Raw genomic sequence first — 19069 nt, 5'->3', positions numbered from 1 at the left:
TACGGGCCTGGCGTGCCGTTACGGGGCTTCGGGGACCGGGACCGCGTGGCGCGGGTGCCAGTGCAGGGCGACCCGGGCGCCGCGGAAGGCGGCGAGGTCGGCGGAGGAGGTCTCCAGGTTCTGCTGGAGGGCGGTGAGCCGGCCGCCCGCGTCCAGGTCGACGAGGAAACGGGTGGCGTCGCCCAGGTAGACCACCTCGGCGACGGTTCCCGCGGCATGGGCGTGGCCGTCCTCGGCGGGCGCGGCCGGGTCCTTGACGACCCGGATCTTCTCCGGCCGGATGCTGTACGTGCCGGCGGCGCCGACCACGGTCCGCGCGGCCTCGCCGCTGAGCAGGTTGGAGGTGCCGACGAAACCGGCGACGAAGGGCGTAGCGGGGCGCTCGTAGATCTCGGCGGGGGTGCCGACCTGCTCGATCCGGCCCTGGTGGAAGACGGCGATCCGGTCGCTCATCGTCAGGGCCTCCTCCTGGTCGTGGGTGACGAACACGAAGGTGATCCCGACCTGCCGCTGGATGGCCTTCAGCTCGACCTGCATCTGCTCGCGCAGCTTGAGGTCGAGCGCGCCGAGCGGTTCGTCGAGCAGCAGCACGCGGGGGCGGCCGACGAGGGCGCGGGCGAGCGCGACGCGCTGGCGCTGGCCGCCGGACAGCTCGCCCGGGCGGCGCCTGCCGAGCCCTTCGAGCCGCACCTGCGTGAGCGCGGCGCGGGCCCTGACCAGGCGCTCGGCCTTCGGGACCCCGCGCACCTTCAGGCCGTAGGCCACGTTCTGTTCCACCGTCATGTGCGGGAAGAGGGCGTAGTCCTGGAAGACGGTGTGCACGTCCCGCTCGAAGGGTGCGAGCCGCGTGACGTCCTGTCCGGCCAGTTCGACGCTGCCGCCGCTCGGCGTCTCGAAGCCGGCGATCATCCGCAGCACGGTCGTCTTGCCGGAGCCGGAGGGGCCGAGCATCGAGAAGAACTCGCCGTCGGCTATCTCCAGGTCCACCCCGGCCACCGCCTCGGTCCGGCCGTAGCTCTTGCGGAGACCCGAGAGCCGGATCGCCATTCCCTCCATGGGCGGGAACCTTTCTGGTGCGGGGCGCGTTCTGACGAGTGGACGTAAACATATGAAGTCATAGTTCAAATCTCAAGACCCCTTTAAGGTAAAGCCTTAGTCAGCGCGCGAGGTGATAAACGTGAAACCAGGCGGCAGACAGGGCGGGAGCGCGCACGGAAGCGCGCGCCGAGCCGTGTTCACCCCCGTCGACACCCGGGCCCGGGTCGACACCGTGGTCCGCCGGATCGGCGACGCCATCGAGCTCGGTCTCCTCGCCGACGGCGAGCAGCTGCCCGGCGAGGCCGAACTCGCCGCCCAGCTCGGCGTCTCCACCGTGACCCTGCGCGAGGCCCTCATGGCCCTGCGGCAGCAGGGCCTCGTCACCACCCGCCGCGGCCGGGGCGGCGGCAGCTTCGTCACGCTCCCCGAGGGCCCGCCCGAGGACCGGCTGCGCGCCCGCCTCGCCGACTGGTCCACCGAGGAGCTGCGCGACCTCGGCGACCACTGGGCCGCCGTGTCCGGCGCCGCCGCGCTGCTCGCCGCGCAGCGCACCCAGCCCGGCGACCTGCGCCCGCTCACCCGCACCGTCGACGAACTCGCCCGCGCCGAGGAACCCGCCGCCCGCAGCCGGCTCTACGGCCGCTTCCACGTCGAACTCGCCGCCGCCGCCCAGTCCGCGCGCCTCACCCGCGAGGAGATCGCCCTCCAGACCGAGTTGGGCGCCCTGCTCGTCCTCGTCCTCGACGACACCGCGTATCTCGAATGCGTGGCGGATCGTCACCGCTCCGTGATCTCCGCCGTGCAGGATGAGGCCGACGAGCGGGCCAGAACGCTGGCCGAACAGTGCGTGCGCGACTCCGTGGCCCGCCTGATCGCCCTGCGCCTCGAACCCCCCACCCGCGCCCCCGGGCCGCGTCCGTAGGAGGACCCGATGTCCACACCCCCCGCGCTCGCCCACGGCACGGCAGCCGCGACCGAGGCGACGGGCACGGGGGAGACGGGAAGAGGTGATGCGCGGGCGACGGCTCCGTCGGCGGCCTGCTCCGCCGGCGGGACATCGGGGACGGGCGCTCTCCGCGAAGCCGAAGCGCCCGGCGCCGGCCCCGGCTCGTACCGCGCCCTCGCCGACGCCGTGTCGACCCGCGTGCGCGAGACCCTCGACGGCGTCTTCGCCGCCGTCGCCGCCACCCGCGAGGACACCGCCGCGCTGCTCGCCGCCCCGGCCACCGACGGCACGGCACCGGTATCGGCCGGCCTCGCCGCCCTACGGCCCGGCCTCCACGACCGGCTCGCCCGCCACGAACTCGTCTCCGGCATCGGTTTCGTCGCCGCGCCCGGCCTCCTGGCCGACGTCCCGGCCTGGCTGGAATGGTGGCAGCGCGGCCCCGACGGCGCGGTTCGGCCGCTGCTCCTCGACCTGGACCCCGAGCACTCCGCGTACTCCGACTACACCCACTGGGACTGGTACGCCCTGCCCCGCGAGACCGGCCTGCGGGCCGTCGCCGGGCCGTACGTCGACTACCTCTGCTCCGACGAGTACGGCCTGACGCTCTCCGAGCCGGTCCGGGTCGACGGACGGTTCGCCGGCGTCGCCGCCGCCGACGTCTACCTGCGCCACTTCGAGGCGGCCGTGCTGCCCGTCCTCCAGGAACTCCCCGTCCCGGCCCGCCTGGTCAACGCCCGCGGCCGCGTCGCCGCCTCCACCGACCCGGCGCATCTCGCCGGCTCCCTCACCAAGGGCCCCGACTTCGCCGCCGTGCTCGCCGCCGCCCCGGACGCCGGGCCGGAATCCGTCCAGCGCCACGGCGACCTGCACCTGACGCCCTGCGCGGGCACACCGCTGGTGCTCGTGACGCCGGAGCGGTGAGATCCGTCGGCCGGCCGGCCGACGCGGCGTGACGGGTGCGTCAGTCGTTGACCGCCGTGAGCAGCACCACCGCGTCGTCGAGCGCGTAGAGGCCGTTCCGCTCCTTCGGGATCATCTGGAGCTGACCGGCCGCCAGGTCCTCGGAGCGGCCCGCCGCCGTCAGCCGCACCCGGCCGCGCAGGACCTGGAGACTGCCGGCGGGCGGCGCGTTGTGCTCGTCCAGGGCCGTGCCCGACGTCATGGCGATCACACTTTGCCGCAGCACGCCGTCGTGCACCACCAGATGGGCGCTGCGGCCGTGCGCGTCGGCACGCGCCTTCGTCAGGTGCTCGTCGGCGAGGGCGGTGAGGTCGAAGGGTGCGGGCTCCTGCATCGTGTCTCCCTGCGGCGTGCGCGGACCGGTACTCCCAGCCTTGCGCCTGCCGCGCGTCCCGCAAGTCGGGGCCGCCGCGCCCCCGCGGTGAACCCGAGCACGACGAACCCCGCCGCCGCGAGGAGCGCCGCCGGCCAGCCGTACCCCTCGTACAGCCAGACAGCGGTCAGCGAGCCGAGTGCGCCGCCCGCGAAGGTGGCCAGCATGAAGACCGTGTTCACCCGGGCCGCCACCGCCCGCCCGAGGCCCAGGACCCGCGCCTGGTTCGCGACCTGACAGGCGCTCGTGCCCAGCACCACGAGGCCCGCGGCCGCCACCAGCGCCACCGGCGAATCCGGCGCCAGACCCGCCACCGCCAGGGCGAGCCCCACACACCCGAGCGCCACCAGCCCGGTCGGGCCCGCTCCGTACCGGTCGGTCAGCGGCCCCGCGTACGCCGACGCCAGCGCCGCCGGCACGGTGAGCAGCCCGAACAGACCGGCCGCCCCCGGGCCGTACCCCAGCGGAGGGGCGGCCAGATGGAAGACGAGCGCCGCCCAGAAGACGCTGTACGCGCCGAACACACACGCGCCGCGCAGCGCCGACACCCGCAGCGCGCGATGCGCGACGAGCAGCCCCGGCAGCCCCGCGAGCATCCGGCCGTACGGGACCGGGCGCGCGTCCGGGCCGCCGAGCCGTTGGGGCAGGGCGCGCGGCAGCGCCCACAGCAGACCAGCCGTCGCCACGGCGGCCACCGCATAGGCCGTCCGCCAGCTGCCGCTCGCGTCGGAGACCGCGCCCGAGACCGTACGGGACAGCGTGGAACCCAGCGTGAGGCCCAGGCCGATGACGCCGACGACCCGGCCGCGCCCCTCCGGGCCGGCGAGGGACGCGGCGACCGGGGTCAGGATCTGCGGAAGCACCGTCGTGGTGGACAGGGCCAGGGTGGCGACGGCGAGGACGAGGACGTTCGGGGCCGCGGCCGCGACCAGCAGCGCCGCGCTGGTCAGGGCGAGCAGGGCCCGGACGAGCCGGCGCAGCCGGGCGGTGTCGGCGAGCGGCACGAGCAGCAGGATGCCCAGGGCGTAGCCGAGCTGGGCGGCCGTCGCCACCAGACCGGCGGTCCGGTCGGAGACGGCGAGGTCGCGGGCCATCGCCGCCAGCAGCGGCTGCGGGAAGTAGATGTTCGCCACCGTCACGGCACCGGCGAGGGTGAGGATCAGGACGGGGGGACGGGACGCGGCGAGGGGAGGAGAGGGAGGAGCGGGCATGGACATCAGCCTCCCGCCGGCCGGACAGGCCCATCAAGGTGAAAGAATGCAACCGGCGTTGAGCAGAACTAAACGGTTGGGGGCGGCCCGGTGCTCGAACGGCACGAACTCGAAACGTTCCTCACCCTCGGCGACGAACTCCACTTCGGGCGCACCGCCGAACGCCTCGGCGTCTCCACCGGCCGCATCAGCCAGACCGTCAAGAAGCTCGAACGGCGGATCGGCACCCCGCTCTTCGCCCGCACCAGCCGCAGCGTCGCCCTCACCCCGGTCGGCCGCCGCCTGCACGACGAACTCCGCCCCGCCCACGCCCTGATCCTCGCCGCCCTCGAACGCGCCACCGCCGCCGGCCGCGGCATGCTCGGCACCCTGCGGATCGGCTTCGGCTCCCCGTGGGGCGGGGAGCTGCTGACCGCCGCCGCCGACGCCTTCCTTGCCCGCCACCCCGGCTGCGAGCTCACCCTCCGCGAGGTCCCCGTCGACGCCGGCACCCGCCCCGTCGAGGACGGTGAACTCGACGTCCAGTACGCCACCCTGCCCATCGCGACCCCGGGTCTCACCACCGGCCCCGTCCTGGTCCGCGAGGACCGCGTGCTCCTCGTCCCGGCCGCCCACCCGCTCGCCGCCCGCGCCTCCGTCGGCCTGGAGGACCTCGCCGGCCAGACCCTCGTCACCACCGGCCGCGGGCAGCCCCGCGCCTGGCGCGACACCCACTATCCGACCCGCACCCCGTCCGGCGCGCCCGTCGCCCACGGCCCGGCCGCCGCCACCTGGGAGGAGCTGCTGTCCCTCGTCGGCGCCGGCCACGGCGTCTCCCCGGGCGCGGCGAGCGGCGCCCGCTACCACCCGCGCCCCGGCATCGCCTACGTGCCGTTCCACGACGCCCCGCCCCTGACCTACGGCCTGGTCTGGGCGACCGCCGCCGAGACCGCCCTGATCAGGGCCTTCGCGGAGACCGCGGCGCGTGTCCCGCCCGCCGGAGCCGTGCCGCCGGGGCTACCGTGAGCCGGTGCAGCGCAGCGAGGACCGGCTGACGCTCGCCGCGTTCGCCGCCGCCGCCTTACTCGCGGGCGGCAACGCCGTCGGCGTCCGCTTCAGCAACCGGGAGCTCGACCCCCTGTGGGGCGCGGCCCTGCGCTTCGGCGCGGCATCCGTGATCCTGCTCGGCATCATGGCCGTGCGCCGGATGCCCTTCCCGCCGGGCAGGGCCCTCGCCGGGGCGGCGCTCTTCGGGATCCTGAACTTCGGTGTCACGGCCGCCCTCGCGTACTACGCCCTCGTCCACGTCCACGCCGGGCTCGGCCAGACGATCCTCGCCCTCACCCCGCTCGCCACCCTGCTGCTCGCCGTCGCGCAGGGCCTCGAACGCTTCCGCGTCACCGCGGCCGCCGGCACGCTGCTCGCCGCCGCCGGGGTCGCCGTCATCTCCCGCGCCCCGCTCAGCGGCTCCGTGCCCGTGCTGTCGTTCCTGGCGGTCCTCGGCGCCATGTTCTGTTTCGCCGAGGCCACCGTCCTCGTCCGGCGGCTGCCGCGGATCCACCCCGTCGTCATGAACGCCGTCGGCATGACCGCCGCCTCCGTCCTCCTCTTCGCCGGTTCGGCCGCCGCCGGCGACACGTGGCGGCTGCCCGGGCGCCCTGCCACCTGGTGGGCCCTCGCCTATCTCGTCGTCGGCGGCTCCGTCCTCACCTTCGGGCTCTACCTCTTCGTCGTCCAGCGCTGGGACGCGTCCCGGGCCGCGTACGTCTTCGTCGTCATCCCCGTCGTGACGATCGTCCTCTCCGCCTGGCTCGACGGCGAACCCCTCACCGCCTCCCTGCTGCTCGGCACCCCGCTGATCCTGGCCGGGGTGTACGTGGGCGCGCTGTGGCGGCGCCGCACTCCCTAGGGGATGTCCAGGACGGCCGGCGGCGGGCTCCAGCGGCGCTTCGGGTTCACCGACGTCGACACCCCGTAGTCCTTCTTCAGGTGCTCCGGGATCGCGTAGTGCATCACCCGGCCGCGGGTGAGCGACGACAGCTCGAAGACCGTCGTCAGATGGCCCAGCCGGTCCAGGAGCCAGGAGCCGAGCGGGGAGTGGTCCTCCACGGTCTCCAGGACGCCCAGCAGGTGCGGCACCGCCTTGACGACCGTGTCCCACGGGGTACGGGGCACCTCGAGCCAGTCGGCGCAGGTGTCGCCGACCAGATGGCGGATCAGTGCGGAGACGATCGGGTCGAAGAAGGTGCCGGGTACGACCTCCTCGTACAGCTCGATGAGCTGCCGGGTGAGCAGTGCGCCGTCGTCCGAGGGCCCCATGTGGCGGAGCATGTACAGGTCGAGGAAGGCACGGGCCTCGTCGAGGTTCTGCGGCACGGCCTCCTGGTCGACGCCCAGCATGGCGCCGACCACCCGCCAGGCGTAGTAGTAGGCCTCCGCGCCCTCCGTGGACATGTGGATGCCCAGCCGGTGCAGGCTGTCGAGGACCAGCATGGAGAAGAACATCTGACCGCCGATCATGTCCTCCTGACAGATCGGCACGCCGAGCGCCGCCGTGTCCCAGCGGTCCTCGCGCCGCAGGTGGTGGCGGATGGAGGCGTGCAGCAGCCGGACCTTCTGCGCGGCCGGCACGAAGCGGCTGCCGGCCTCGAAGGCGTCCGGCCGCATCAGGTAGAGCGTGAACTGGCCGGTCTCCGCCATGCGCTTGGACGGGTACTTCAGGCCGTGCGTCGTGGCGAGCAGCTTCGCCACGTGCGGGACGAGGTAGCAGGCGGGCATGGAGGCGAAGGACAGCGCCGTGGTGATGTGCACGTCGTTGTCGGTGAAGAAGAGCCGCGCCTTCTCCATCTCGGCCCAGTCCACCCACGCCGGCGCGGCGCTCGTGACGTGCAGGTATTCGCGGGCCACGTCGGGCAGCCCGTCGGGCAGCGGGCTGCCGGCGGTCGACACGTACCGCATCAGGGTGTTGAAGGTGCCGACCTCGCCGCGGTCGAAGAGGGTGGCGACGGTGGCGTCGGCGAGCTCGTCGCCGGCCTGGCGCAGCGCGTCGAGGGACGCCTGGGTGGGTGGGGTCATGCGGGGCTCCTCGGGGCTCCGGGGGCGGGGTGCTCGGGTGGGGGCGTTCACGACTGGCGTGTCAGGACGGGGGCATCAGCGCCGAAGCCTCACCGGCTGGCGTCTCAGGACGGGGGGCATCAGGGCCGGAGCCTCAGGACTGCCGGGCCGACGCCGAGTGCGCGAGCGAGGCGAGGGCTCGGAGCGTGGCGGGCGGGGCGTCGAGCTCGTCGAGCGCGCGCAGGGCCTCATCGACCCGGCCCGCGATCATGTGCTCGACCCGCTCGGGGGCCTTCAGGGCGCGCATCAGCGCGCGTACGTCCTCCGGGTCGGCGTCGTCCCGCTCCAGGAGGGCGTCGAGCCGGGCGCGCTGGGCGGTGTCGGCGAGCCGCCAGGTCTCCGCGAGCAGCGCGGTGGGCCGTCGGCCGCGCAGGTCGTCGGCGGCGGCCTTGCCTGTACGGACCGGGTCGCCGAACAGCCCGAGCAGGTCGTCCCGCAGCTGGAACGCCTCGCCCAGCGGCAGCCCGTACGCCGAATAGCCCTCGCCTAGCCGCGGCGCCGCGCCGGCCAGAGCGCCGCCGATGAGCAGCGGCTGCTCGACGGTGTACTTGGCGGTCTTGTAGCGGACCACCTTCAGCGAGGCCGCCGTGTCCGGCGCCGCGCCCGTGTGCAGGATCTCCAGGCACTCGCCGGCGACCAGCTCGCGGGCCAGGGCCGCCCACAGCGGCCGCGCCCGGTTCAGATACGCGGCGGGCAGCCCGCTCGTCACGAACAACTGCCCGGCCAGCGACATCAGCAGGTCCCCGACCAGCATCGCGAGCGACCGGGCGGCCGCGGCGGGCCGCGGATGGTGCGGTACGGCGGCCCGCAGCGCCCGGTGCGCGGTGGGCCGGCCGTGCCGCAGCGGACTGCCGTCGATCAGGTCGTCGTGCACGACGGCGGCCGCGTGCACCAGTTCCATGGAGGCCGCCGCCCGCACCAGCGCGTCGCTGTCCGGCTGTCCGCCGCCCCGCCAGCCCCAGTAACAGAACGCCGCCCGCAGCCGCTTGCCGGACGCGACCGCCGCCTCCAGCTCCTCGGCCACCGGACCGAGCGCCGTGTCGACGGCCGTCAGACAGTCGGCCTCCTCGGCGACGAACCGGCGCAGCACGTCGTCCACCCGGGCCCTGAAGGCGGCCGGGTCCCAGGGCGCCTCAGCCATCGTCGCGGGACTGCCGGGACTGCCGGGCCAGGACGTGCTGGGCCAGCACCTCCAGATGGGCCGGCGGCACCGTCGCGTACCGGTCGAGGGCGAGCCGTCCGCGCGCCGTCAGCTCCCGCTCGGCGTCCTCCACCAGCTGGAAGGTGTCCGAGCGCCGTAACAGCCCCCTTACCGTCCCCAGGGCCGAACCCAGCGTGCTCGCCGCCAGGTCCGCGAGCCCGGCCACCAGGAGCACCGCGCGGTCGTCCCCGCCCCTGTCCCGGCTGTCCCGATCCGTTTCCACGTTCATGTGATCCAACGTGGCCGCGCGCGCGATCGGGTGAGCGCGGAACTCACGAAAGAGTGAACGCACTCGATCCCCCGGCTACGTGGTCCGCCCCGTCGTGAGGGCGCCCGTGAGGTGGTCGTACGCCACGTGCGCGTGCAGCCGCACCCCGGTGACGAGCGTGTCGTCGTCCGCGTAGAAGTGCGGGTTGTGGTTGGTGACCAGGCCGCGGCCGCCCGGGGCGGGTACCGGCCTGCCGTCGGCGTCCAGCTCGGCGTCCTGGACGCCGAGCATCACGTACAGACCGCCGAAGCGGTTCACGAACTCGGACACGTCGTCGTAGCCGAGCGTCGCGCCCGTCTCGACGACCCGCTCCTCGCCCACCACCCGGCGGAGGGTCGGCAGTCCCGCGGCCACCCACTCCGCCGTGTGGTGCACCGGCGGCACCGCCTGGAGGTAGTCCACCTCGGCGGTGGCGTGATACGCGGCCGCGGTGTGCTCGGCGAGCGTGGTGAGCCGGCGCTGCACCTCCGCCATGTCGGACTCCACCGCGCACCGGACCGTGCCCCACAGGGTGACGGTCTGGCCGATGATGTTGAAGCGGCCGACGTCCTCGATGTGACCGATGCTCACGGTGATCGGGTCGAAGGCGGAGACCTGGCGGTACAGCTGCCCGATGCCGGTGAGGACCGCGCCGGCCGCCGGCATCGGGTCGATGCCCTGCCAGGGCGTCGACCCGTGCACCTGCTGGCCGGTCACGACGATCCGGACGAGCGTGGAGGCCGCGTACTGGTTGCCGGTCCGGTAGCCCACGTACCCCTTCGGATACGGCGTCACATGCATCCCGTACACCATCGTCGGCACCGGATCGGCGAACGCGCCCGCCTCCACCATCGCGCGTGCCCCGCCGTCCTCCGTGACCGGCGGGCCCTCCTCGGCCGGCTGGAAGACGAACAGGACGCTCCCCGGCAGCCGGTCGCGCACCCCGGCGAGCACGCTCGCCGCGCCCATCAGCATCGCCGTGTGGCAGTCGTGCCCGCAGGCGTGCGAGACCGGGAACGGGCCGCCCGGGTAGTCGGCGTCGACCGTCCGCGACGCGAACTCCTCCCCGCACAGGTCCCGCACGGGCAGCGCGTCGGTGTCCGCGCGCAGCGCGACCGTCCGCGGACCCGGCCGGCCGCCCCGCAGCACCCCGACCACGCCGTGGCCGGCGATACCGGTGCGGACCTCGTCCAGACCGAGCGAGCGGAGGTGGTCCGCGACGAGCGCGGCCGTCTTCTCCTCCCGGTTGGACAGCTCGGGGTGGCGGTGCAGGTGCCGCCGCCAGGCGATCACCTGCCGCGCCGTCTTCTCCGCGGCCCGGTCCAGTTCCGCGCGGACCTCGTCGTCCGCCGTCTCCGTGCTCACCGAGTCCTCCGTCTCGCCCGGGGGATGGACATCCGCGCCCAGCCTCGCACGGCGCGCCCGGAGGTGTTCCCGGTCAGGCGCCGGAGAAGCCAGGCGCCCCGCGCTCGATGATCGCGGCCGTGTCCACGCCGGACGGCAGGGTGCCGAAGGCGATGCCCCAGTCGCCGTCCAGGCGCGAGGCGCAGAAGGCGTCGGCGACGGCCGGGTGGCCGTGCCGGACCAGGAGGGAGCCCTGGAGGACGAGGGCGAGGCGTTCGACCAGACGGCGGGCGCGGTACTGGAGGGCGGCCGGGTCGGCGAGGCCGGCGAGGTCCTTGCGCAGGCGGGCGACGGCCGCGTCGAGGCGGCGGTCGGCGCCGGCGGCGCGGTCGACCTCGGCGAAGAAGGCCTCCACGGCGGCGGGCTGCTTCGCCATGGCGCGCAGCACGTCGAGGGCGGCCACGTTGCCCGAGCCCTCCCAGATGGAGGGGAGCGGGGACTCGCGGTAGAGGCGCGGCAGGCCCGAGTCCTCGACGTACCCGTTGCCGCCCAGACACTCCAGGGCCTCGGCCGCGTGCGCGGGCGCCCGCTTGCACACCCAGTACTTGGTGACGGCGAGGCCCAGGCGGCGCAGCTGGTCCTCCTCGGCGTCGCCGGCGGTCGCCCGGTCCACGGCGCCCGCGAGGCGCAGCGCGGCGATCGTGGCCGCCTCCGCCTCGACCGCGAGGTCCGCGAGCACGTTGGTCATCAGCGGCTGCTCGACGAGCCGGGCGCCGAACGCGCTGCGGTGGGTGGCGTGGTGCACGGCCTGGACGAGGCCGAGGCGCATCCCGGACGCGGAGCTGATCGCGCAGTCGAGCCGGGTCATGTTCACCATCCGGATGATGGTGGCGACCCCGCGGCCCTCCTCGCCGACGAGCCGGCCCAGCGCGCCCTCGTACTCGATCTCGCTGGAGGCGTTGGAGCGGTTGCCCAGCTTGTCCTTGAGGCGCTGGAAGCGGACCGCGTTGCGCGAGCCGTCCGGCAGCACCCGCGGCACCAGGAAGCAGGAGAGCCCCCCGGGCGCCTGGGCCAGGGTCAGGAAGACGTCCGACATCGGCGCGGACGTGAACCACTTGTGCCCGGTCAGCGCGTACATGCCCGGCTCGCCCGTCGGCACCGCGCGCGTGGTGTTGGCGCGCACGTCCGAGCCGCCCTGCTTCTCGGTCATCGACATGCCGGCGATGATCCCGCGCTTGCCGGTGGGGACCCGGAGCCCGAAGTCGTAGTACGGGGAGGTCAGCAGCGGCTCGTACACCGCGGCCAGCTCCGGCTCGGCGCGCAGCGCGGGCACCGCCGCGTACGTCATCGAGACCGGGCACAGGTGCCCGGCGTCGGCCTGGCCCCACACGAACACCTTCGCCGCGCGGGCCACATGGGCGCCCGGCCGGGTGTCGGCCCAGGGCGCGCCGTGCAGCCCGTGCTCCACGGCGACGGTCATCAGCTGGTGCCAGTACGGGTGGAACTCGACCTCGTCGACCCGGTGCCCGTAGCGGTCGTGGGTGTGCAGGACGGGGGAGTGGCGCTCGGCGAGGCGGCCCCATTCCTGGGCCTCGGCCCCGCCGGCCCGCACGCCGAGCTCGCGCACCTCGTCCTCCGCCCAGCCGGCGCCCTCGCGGCGCAGCGACTCCAGGAGGGCCGGGTCGGCCGAGACGTCGTAACCGGAGAGCGGCGGAACTTGGTTGGTGACCTCATGCGTGGTCGGCATCGGTGACTCCCAGGGCTCGCAGGGTGAAGGTGACCAGGGCGGGAACGGTGCCGGGGCTCGGGGCCCCTGCCGTCAGGGTGCCGGACAGCGGGCCGGTCAGCGCCTCCGCGCCCGCGCCGACCAGCGCGGCGGCGGTGAGCAGCGCGTCCTGGGGCGGCAGTTCGCCGTCCCGTACGCCCGCGGCGATCCGTTCGGCGAAGACGTCGCGGAACGCGCGCCGGAAGACCAGCCGCTCGGCGTCGACGGCCGGGTCGACCGGCTCGGCGAGCAGCGCGTACGCGAGCCGCGGCGCCTTCAGGGCGCGGCTCGCGAAGGTCTCGATGACCGCGACGATCCGGTCGGCGGCCGTCCGGTGCGCCGGCCGGGCGGCCGCCTCGGAGACGGCGGCGACCTCGCGGCCGACGACCGTCCGGAACAGTTCGACGGACAGCTCGGCCTTGCTCGGGAAGTGGCGGTACACGCTCCCGGTGGCGATGCCCGCCCGCGCGGCGACGGCGGCCATCGTGCAGCCGGCGTAGCCGTGCTCGGCGAGCAGCCCGAGTCCGGCCTCGACGATCGCGGTGCGCCGGTCGTCCAGCCGGGCCTGGACGGCGGGCGTGCGGCGGTAGGGCATGGAAGGAGTGAAGCAGTGATTCACTCCTTCAGCAAGAGATCGGGCGTGCTCCCGGAACGCGGAGATGCCCGCGTGCGGGGGCACGCGGGCATCTCCGGGCGAGGCGAGGGGCCGGGGTCAGCCCTTGAAGACCTCCACGAGCGACCAGAGCGCGAGTCCGGCCATGCACACACCGCCGATGCGCTGCACCGTCTTCAGCGGGACGCGCTTCGCGATGAAGCGGCCGGCGACGAGCGCGAGCGCCGAGACGGTCATCAGGGCGGCGGCGGAGCCGATCGCGGTCGACCAGGTGCCGTTGGTGGCGGCGAGGTTGGCCGTGGTGATCTGGGTGAGGTCGCCCCACTCGCTGATGAAGACGGCCATGAAGGCGGTGGAGTAGACGGGCCAGAAGCCGGTCACGGTCCTGCCGCCCGCGTCCTCCTCGTTCTCGTCGTCGCCCCCGCCGCGCAGCAGCACGAACGCGCCGAAGGCGAACATCGCGGCCGAGACGAGCTTGACGCTCCAGCCGGGGAGGAGGCCGAGCAGGCCGCCCGCGCCGACGGCGATGGCCACGTGCACGACGAACGCGGTCGAGGTGCCGAACCACACGTACAGCGGACGCATGCGCGTGCCCATGGCGAGGGACGCGAACATCGTCTTGTCGGGAAGCTCGGCGAGGAAGATCAGCCCGAAGGCGGTGATGATCGCCAAGGGGTCGAGGTGCATACCGGGGCTCTCTGCTCGGACCGGGCCCGGGCCCGGCACGGCGCCTCGAAGGGCGACGGGAGGACCACTCGGCCCGGCATGACGAACCACGCCCACACGGTCGTGGACGCGGCGTACTGCCTGGCCGAAGGTCTCGCCCGCCCGCGCTGTCGCATGGGCCCGGTCACCGGGAACCCGGGGGTTCCAGTGTGTCGACGACCGGTTCGCAGGGCTACTCCCCTTCGCTGCCGACCAGTGTACCGGAGGGCTCCACCCGTTTCGTAGACACCGTCTACGGCAGAGGTGGACCGTGCCTGCGGCGGAGGTAGACAGTGTCTACCAAGATCGGATAGACAGGTCCCATGACCGAAGAAACCGCTCGGGAGACCGAGGGTGAGTCCGGCGGCCTGCGCGACCGGCTGGTCCGCACCGGCGTCGAACTCGTCGACGCCGAGGGCGCCCAGGCCCTCTCCCTCCGCGAGATCGCGCGCCGCGCCGGCGTCTCCCACGGCGCCCCCCGCCGCCACTTCCCGACCCACCTCGACCTGCTGTCCGCCATCGCCCGCGAGGGCTTCCGCGAGCTCGGCGCCCGGGTGACCGAGGTCGCGGAGGCGGAGCCCCGGGCCCGCGTCGAGGCCCTCGCCCGGGTCTACCTCGACTTCGCGCGGACGCGCAGCGGGATGTACGAGCTGATGTTCCGTCACGACCTTCTGGAGAGCGGTCGGCTCGGGCTCCGCGACACGAGCCTGCCGCTCTTCGCGCACCTCGCCGAGCTGGTCGCCCGGGCCCGCCCCGGCGCCGCCGCCGACCCCGCCACCGCCGCCGGCGCGCTCTGGGCCAACCTCCACGGCATCGCCCAGCTGTGGCGCTGGGGCAGCCTCCGCCTGGCGACCGGCAGCGACGACGTCGAACCGCTGCTCACCGCCGCGCTCGACGCCCACCTCGGCCAGGTGGGGACACAGTGATCCACGGCCGTCTCCACCGCCGGGCCGCCCTCGCCTGCAGCGTCGTCGGCGCCGCCGTCGTCGCCCTCGACGGCACCGTCCTCACCATCGCCCAGCCCGTCCTGCAGCACGACCTCGGCGCGGACACCGCACAGGTGCAGTGGACCAGCACCGGCTACCTCGTCGCCGTCGCCGCCCTGCTCGTCTTCGCCGGGCGCCTCGGCGACCGGTACGGTCACCGCCGCCTCTTCGCCCTCGGCTGTCTCGGCTTCGCCCTCACCTCCGCCGCCATCGCCCTCGCGCCCGGCATCCGCTCCGTGATCGCGCTGCGCGTGCTCCAGGGCGTCTTCGGCGCCCTGCTCCAGCCCGCCACGCTCGGCATGCTCCGGGCCGTCTTCCCGCCCGACCGTCTCGGCATGCCGATCGCCGTGCGCACCAGCGCCATCGGCCTCGCCGCGGCCGCCGGTCCGCTGATCGGCGGCGCGCTCGTCGACGCGTACGGCTGGCGCTCGGTCTTCCTGCTCGGAGTGCCGCCCACGCTGGCGGTCGCTCTGCTCGCCCTGGCCGTGCCCGAGCCGCGCCGGGCCACCGGCCCCGGCCGCACGGGCACCCTCGACCTGCCCGGAGCCTGTCTGCTCGGGCTCGCCCTCGCCTGCCTCGTCCAGGGACTCGCGCACGGCTCCGGCCCGGCGGACGCCGCCGGCACCGCGCTCGCGCTCGCCGTCGCCACGGCGGCCGCGCTCGCCTTCGTACGGCACGAGGCGCGCGCCGAGCACCCGTTGGTGCCTCCGGGCATGCTGCGGCGCGGGCCCGTCGCCGCGGGGCTCGGGGCGCTGCTCGCGGCGTCGGCGGCCCTGTCCGGGACGCTGTTCACGACGACGTACCTCCTCCAGGACACGCTGGAGCTCGGGCCGCTGCCCACGGCCGCACGGATGATGCCACTGGCGCTGCTCGTCGTGGCGGGGGCGCCGCTGAGCGCGATGCTGAAGAAGCGGTACGGAGCGCGGCGCGTCGCGGGCGGAGGGGCCGTGCTGCTCGCGGCCGGCGTCGCCCTGCTCGGACGGGCCGCCGACACCGGCTCCGCGCTCGCGACCGGCGGCTGCGCCGCGCTGATCGGGGCGGGCTTCGGCGCGGTGATGGTGACGGCGACGTCCGTCGTCGTGCACCGGGCCGAAGAGGGGAGCGCCGGGGTCGCCGGCGGGCTCCAGCAGACCGCGATGAACACCGGGCCCGTCCTCGGCGTCGCCCTCGCGAGCCTGCTGCTCGGCTCCGGCGCCCAGGCCGCGCTCGTTTCGCTCGCCGTCGTCGCCGCGCTCGCCGTCCCCGCCTGCCTGTGGCTGCCGGGCCGCGCCGGAGAGGCCGGACACGCCAGCAGGGCCGTAACGTCCGGTTCTGCCCCACCTCCAAACGTATGATCACGAAATGCCCACAGGTGGTCACCGCGTCCCCTCCCCGGCGGGGGCGCGCACCCAGTTCAACCTCGGTCTCGCGCTGCCCTTCCTGGCCCTCGCCCTCGTCGCGGTGGCCGACCTCATCACCTCGCAGGGGCAGCACTTCGACCGGCTCCTGGTGATTGGCCCGGCCCTCGCCGCCATCACCTGGAGCGTGCGCGGCACCCTCGCCATCGGCCTCCTCTCGATGGTGCTGCGCCTCGTGCTGGCCGTGGCGCAGGACGACCCCGTCGCCGAGACCGTCAGCGCCGAACTCGTCCTGGCCGCCGTCACCGTCGCCGCCGTCTGGGTCAGCCAGGCCCGCAGCAACTACGAGCGCGACCTGCGCGACGTGATGGCCGTCGCCGAGGTGGTCCAGCGGGTGGTGCTGCGCCCGCTCGCGCCCCGGCTCGGCGGCGTGGAGCTGCACCTGCTCTACGTCGCCGCCGCGGCCAAGGCCCGGATCGGCGGCGACTTCTACGAGGCCGTACGGGTCCCGGGCGGCGTCCGCGTCATGCTCGGCGACGTCCAGGGCAAGGGCCTCGGGGCCGTCGAGACGGCCTCGGTGCTGCTCGGCGCCTACCGCGCCGCCGTCACCGACGCCCCGGATCTCGCCACCCTCGCCGACCGCCTGGAGGAGGGCCTCGCCCGCTACGGCGCCTGGGACCCCGACTCCGACGCCGCCGAACGCTTCGCCACCGTCCTCCTCCTCGAACTCCCCGACGACGGGGACGTCGCCCGGCTCCTCAGCTGCGGCCACCCCGCCCCGCTGCGCCAGCACGACGGCCAGATCCGGACCGTCCCCCTCACCGACCCCTCGCTGCCGCTCAACCTCGCCGGACTGTGCGCCTCCCGGCACCACGTCGAGGAGGTCCCGTTCCTGCCCGGGGACCGGCTGCTGCTCTTCACCGACGGAGTGAGCGAGACCCGCGACCGGGCCGGCGACTTCTACCCCCTGGAAGAACGGCTGCGCCGCTGGACCGACGAGCCCGGCGACCGGGTGCTCCCGCTGCTCCACCACGACCTCACCGTGTACGGCGCCGGCGGGCTCGACGACGACGTGGCCGCGCTCCTCGTCGTACGCCCTCCGGAACCGGCCGCCGTCGCCGGGCCGGCCGCGCCCGCCGCCCTGCCGTAACGGGCCTGACCCGTTCCAAACGTGGGAAACCGGGCAACCGGTGTCGCTGTTGCCCCGGTCCGGTGTCTCATGCGCCCTTCCCGCGCTCTCTGGTGGCTCTGTCCCTGCATGGGACACCCTTGCGGAACCCGCCGGACCGGATGAGAGGAACGGGTGCACGTGCCCGAGTACAACATCCACAACACCTCCAGATCCTCCAGCTCTTTCAGCTCGCTCGTCGGGGAAGCCGTCTCCGAGGCCGACCTCGCCCGGGTCGCCGCGCGCGGCATGTGGGCCGCCGACGGCACGCTCGATCCCGAAGCCGTCCGGCTCGGCCAGACGCTGGCCGCCGCCCTGGAGGACGAGTCCCGGGCCGAGCTGCTGCCCGCCGAACTCGCCGAGCTCGTCGCCCAGGTGCGCCGGTTCGCCGCGCCCGGCTTCCCGCGCATCCGGACCCACGACGAGGACGTCAGCCTCTCCGCCTTCACCCTGCGGCAGCTCGGCCCCGGCCCGCACCCGCTGGTCGTCATGCCGGCCGGCTGGCAGCCGCTGGGCTGGGCGCTCTTCATGTACGCGTACCTCACCCTGGCCGCCAGGGGCTACCACGTCGTCGCCTACACACCCCGCGGCCTCGGCACCACGGGCCTGCCGTCCACCTCGCCCGGCCGCATCGACGTCGCCGGACCGAAGGACTGGGCGGACGGCTCCGCCGTCATCGACTACGCCGTGGACACCTTCGGGCCCAGCACCGTCGGTTTCCTCGGCGAGTCGTACGGCTCCGGCATCAGCCAGCTCGTGGCTGCCCACGACGACCGGGTCCAGGCCGTCGCGGCGCTCTCCACCTGGGGCAACCTCGCCACCTGCCTGTACGCGAACGGGGTCCGCCACCTGGCGGCCGTCCGGGCGCTCCTGCGGCTCACCGGCGGCACCTCGGTCGAGGAGCGGTTCGACGAGGAGACCCGGGAGATCCTCGCCCACTTCCAGGCGGGCACGGACATGGCGGCCGTGGTCGAGTGGGGGACCCGCCGAGCCCCGCACTCGTACCTCGCCCAGACCAACGAGAACGGGACACCCACCTTCTTCTCGAACACCTGGCACGAGAGCCTGTTCGCGGCCAACCAGGTTCTGGAGACCTTCGAGGCGCTGACCGTGCCCAAGCGGCTCAACATGTGGATCGGCGACCACGCCGTCCCCGAGGGCCGCGGACTGCTCGCCCCGCCCGTCAAGCCCGGGGACGTCAACATCCCGGTGCAGGAGGCCTACGCCTGGCTCGACCACCACCTCAAGGGCGAGCGGAACGGCGTGGAGGAGTGGTCGCCGGTCAGCAGCCAGGTCATGTTCACGTACCGGACGGTCCCGCTGCGCGACCCCGAGACCGGGCGGCCGACCGGCGAGTACGAGATCGTCGAGCCGGCCCTGCGCGAGAACCGCGCGGACTGGGCCTCGGTCACCACCGGTGTCGAGCGGCTCGTCCTGACGGGCGGCGGCGCGGGCGGGGCCGACGGCGTCCTCGTCCCCGCGGACGGGGCGGAAGGCGCCCGGGCGGAGAGCTGGGAGCGTCCCTTCGTCGCCGGCGTCGACACCGAGGCCACCGCCATGACCAGGATGCTGGAGACCGGGCGCGAGGAGTGGGCCGGCAATCCCAGGGTCTACGACACGCAGAAGATCGACCGCACCCACGCCCTGGTCTGGACGACCGGCCCGCTCGCCGGACCGCCCGGGAGCACCGCCGCCCGCCGCGTGCGCGGCATCCCGAGGATCGGCCTGAGCGTGCGCTCCACGGCCCGGTCGGCCACCCTCGTCGCCCATCTCTTCGACGTCGCCGAGGACGACACGGCCCGGATCATCACCCACGAGCCGCTGAACGTCGAGGGTCTGACGCCGGGTGAGGACCGCGCGGTCTCCTGGGAGCTGCAGGCCGCCGCGTACGACATCCCCGAGGGGCACCGGCTGATGCTGGTGATCGACAGCGAGGACCCGCTGTACGGGGACGTGTCGGTGGTCTGGACGCAGACCGTCGTCTCGGCGCCCCCGGGGGGGCCCGCGGTGGTGGTAGAGCCGCGGGGGTGTGACGGCGGGTCCCGGGTGGGGGGGGGCCGGGGCGGGGGGGGGGCCCGGCCC

General features: G+C 74.6%; 18 protein-coding genes. 8 read left to right on the top strand and 10 right to left on the bottom strand.

From position 1 onward, the window contains the following. Positions 1-18 precede the first annotated feature (18 nt). Positions 19-1056, bottom strand: coding sequence for an ABC transporter ATP-binding protein (locus ACWEV0_RS29835; protein WP_453152749.1), 1038 nt, complete (start codon positions 1054-1056; stop codon positions 19-21). 121 nt (positions 1057-1177) lie between these two features. Between ACWEV0_RS29835 and ACWEV0_RS29830 the strand changes: the two genes are divergently transcribed. Continuing rightward, entirely contained in the window at positions 1178-1960 is a 783-nt protein-coding gene (locus tag ACWEV0_RS29830; RefSeq protein ID WP_453152748.1) for a FadR/GntR family transcriptional regulator, read from the top strand. A gap of 9 nt (positions 1961-1969) precedes the next feature. After that, positions 1970-2905, top strand: a complete 936-nt coding sequence (locus tag ACWEV0_RS29825) for a cache domain-containing protein (protein WP_453152747.1) — start codon at positions 1970-1972, stop codon at positions 2903-2905. Positions 2906-2945: 40 nt separating this feature from the next. Here the strand turns inward: ACWEV0_RS29825 and ACWEV0_RS29820 are convergent, their stop codons facing one another. Together ACWEV0_RS29820 and ACWEV0_RS29815 are read right to left on the bottom strand one after the other, a co-directional pair. Next, positions 2946-3278 (bottom strand): cupin, encoded by a 333-nt coding sequence (locus ACWEV0_RS29820; protein WP_453152746.1) that lies wholly within the window; start codon positions 3276-3278, stop codon positions 2946-2948. Further along, positions 3227-4528 carry an MFS transporter gene (locus ACWEV0_RS29815; protein WP_453152745.1) on the bottom strand — a complete coding sequence of 434 codons (1302 nt, stop codon included), beginning with the start codon at positions 4526-4528 and terminating at the stop codon, positions 3227-3229. The genes ACWEV0_RS29820 and ACWEV0_RS29815 overlap by 52 nt, the downstream gene beginning before the upstream one ends. Before the next feature lie 90 nt (positions 4529-4618). Here ACWEV0_RS29815 and ACWEV0_RS29810 point away from each other — a divergent pair, with 90 nt between their 5' ends. Further along, complete coding sequence (locus ACWEV0_RS29810; RefSeq protein WP_453152743.1) at positions 4619-5533, top strand: LysR family transcriptional regulator; 915 nt, start codon at positions 4619-4621, stop codon at positions 5531-5533. Positions 5534-5537: 4 nt separating this feature from the next. Next, complete coding sequence (locus ACWEV0_RS29805) at positions 5538-6416, top strand: DMT family transporter (protein ID WP_453152742.1); 879 nt, start codon at positions 5538-5540, stop codon at positions 6414-6416. Here the strand turns inward: ACWEV0_RS29805 and ACWEV0_RS29800 are convergent. From ACWEV0_RS29800 to ACWEV0_RS29770, 7 genes are all read right to left on the bottom strand, one after another. Beyond that, a complete protein-coding gene (locus tag ACWEV0_RS29800) occupies positions 6413-7582 on the bottom strand; it encodes an oxygenase MpaB family protein (RefSeq protein WP_453152741.1) in 1170 nt (389 codons plus the stop codon). The two genes, ACWEV0_RS29805 and ACWEV0_RS29800, sit on opposite strands and share 4 nt — an antisense overlap. A 133-nt stretch (positions 7583-7715) precedes the next feature. Then, positions 7716-8762: a polyprenyl synthetase family protein gene (locus tag ACWEV0_RS29795; protein WP_453152740.1), complete on the bottom strand. Its 1047-nt coding sequence runs from the start codon at positions 8760-8762 to the stop codon at positions 7716-7718. Next, complete coding sequence (locus ACWEV0_RS29790; RefSeq protein ID WP_453152739.1) at positions 8755-9051, bottom strand: polyprenyl synthetase; 297 nt, start codon at positions 9049-9051, stop codon at positions 8755-8757. The genes ACWEV0_RS29795 and ACWEV0_RS29790 overlap by 8 nt, the downstream gene beginning before the upstream one ends. 75 nt (positions 9052-9126) lie before the next feature. Further along, a complete protein-coding gene (locus ACWEV0_RS29785) occupies positions 9127-10434 on the bottom strand; it encodes a M20 metallopeptidase family protein (protein WP_453152738.1) in 1308 nt (435 codons plus the stop codon). 73 nt (positions 10435-10507) lie between these two features. After that, positions 10508-12160, bottom strand: a complete 1653-nt coding sequence (locus ACWEV0_RS29780; RefSeq protein ID WP_453152737.1) for an acyl-CoA dehydrogenase family protein — start codon at positions 12158-12160, stop codon at positions 10508-10510. Further along, on the bottom strand, positions 12144-12773 hold the full coding sequence (locus ACWEV0_RS29775; protein ID WP_453152736.1) for a TetR/AcrR family transcriptional regulator: 630 nt from the start codon (positions 12771-12773) through the stop codon (positions 12144-12146). The genes ACWEV0_RS29780 and ACWEV0_RS29775 overlap by 17 nt, the downstream gene beginning before the upstream one ends. A gap of 117 nt (positions 12774-12890) precedes the next feature. Further along, positions 12891-13478: a TMEM165/GDT1 family protein gene (locus ACWEV0_RS29770; RefSeq protein ID WP_453152734.1), complete on the bottom strand. Its 588-nt coding sequence runs from the start codon at positions 13476-13478 to the stop codon at positions 12891-12893. Between the two features lie 341 nt (positions 13479-13819). On the opposite strand from ACWEV0_RS29770, the gene ACWEV0_RS29765 reads away from it, so the two are divergent. The 4 genes from ACWEV0_RS29765 to ACWEV0_RS29750 form a co-directional block, all read left to right on the top strand. After that, positions 13820-14422: a TetR/AcrR family transcriptional regulator gene (locus ACWEV0_RS29765; RefSeq protein ID WP_453152733.1), complete on the top strand. Its 603-nt coding sequence runs from the start codon at positions 13820-13822 to the stop codon at positions 14420-14422. After that, a complete protein-coding gene (locus ACWEV0_RS29760; protein WP_453152732.1) occupies positions 14419-15816 on the top strand; it encodes an MFS transporter in 1398 nt (465 codons plus the stop codon). The genes ACWEV0_RS29765 and ACWEV0_RS29760 overlap by 4 nt, the downstream gene beginning before the upstream one ends. A gap of 7 nt (positions 15817-15823) precedes the next feature. After that, complete coding sequence (locus tag ACWEV0_RS29755) at positions 15824-16969, top strand: PP2C family protein-serine/threonine phosphatase (protein ID WP_453152730.1); 1146 nt, start codon at positions 15824-15826, stop codon at positions 16967-16969. A 159-nt stretch (positions 16970-17128) separates the two neighbouring features. After that, positions 17129-19069, top strand: a 1941-nt coding sequence (locus tag ACWEV0_RS29750; protein ID WP_453152729.1) for a CocE/NonD family hydrolase, incomplete at its 3' end; no start/stop codon positions are given.

Source organism: Streptomyces sp. NPDC003943 (assembly GCF_053605265.1).
Note: the sequence above shows the minus strand (reverse complement) of the source record. Positions and strands in the feature narration are given on the sequence as shown.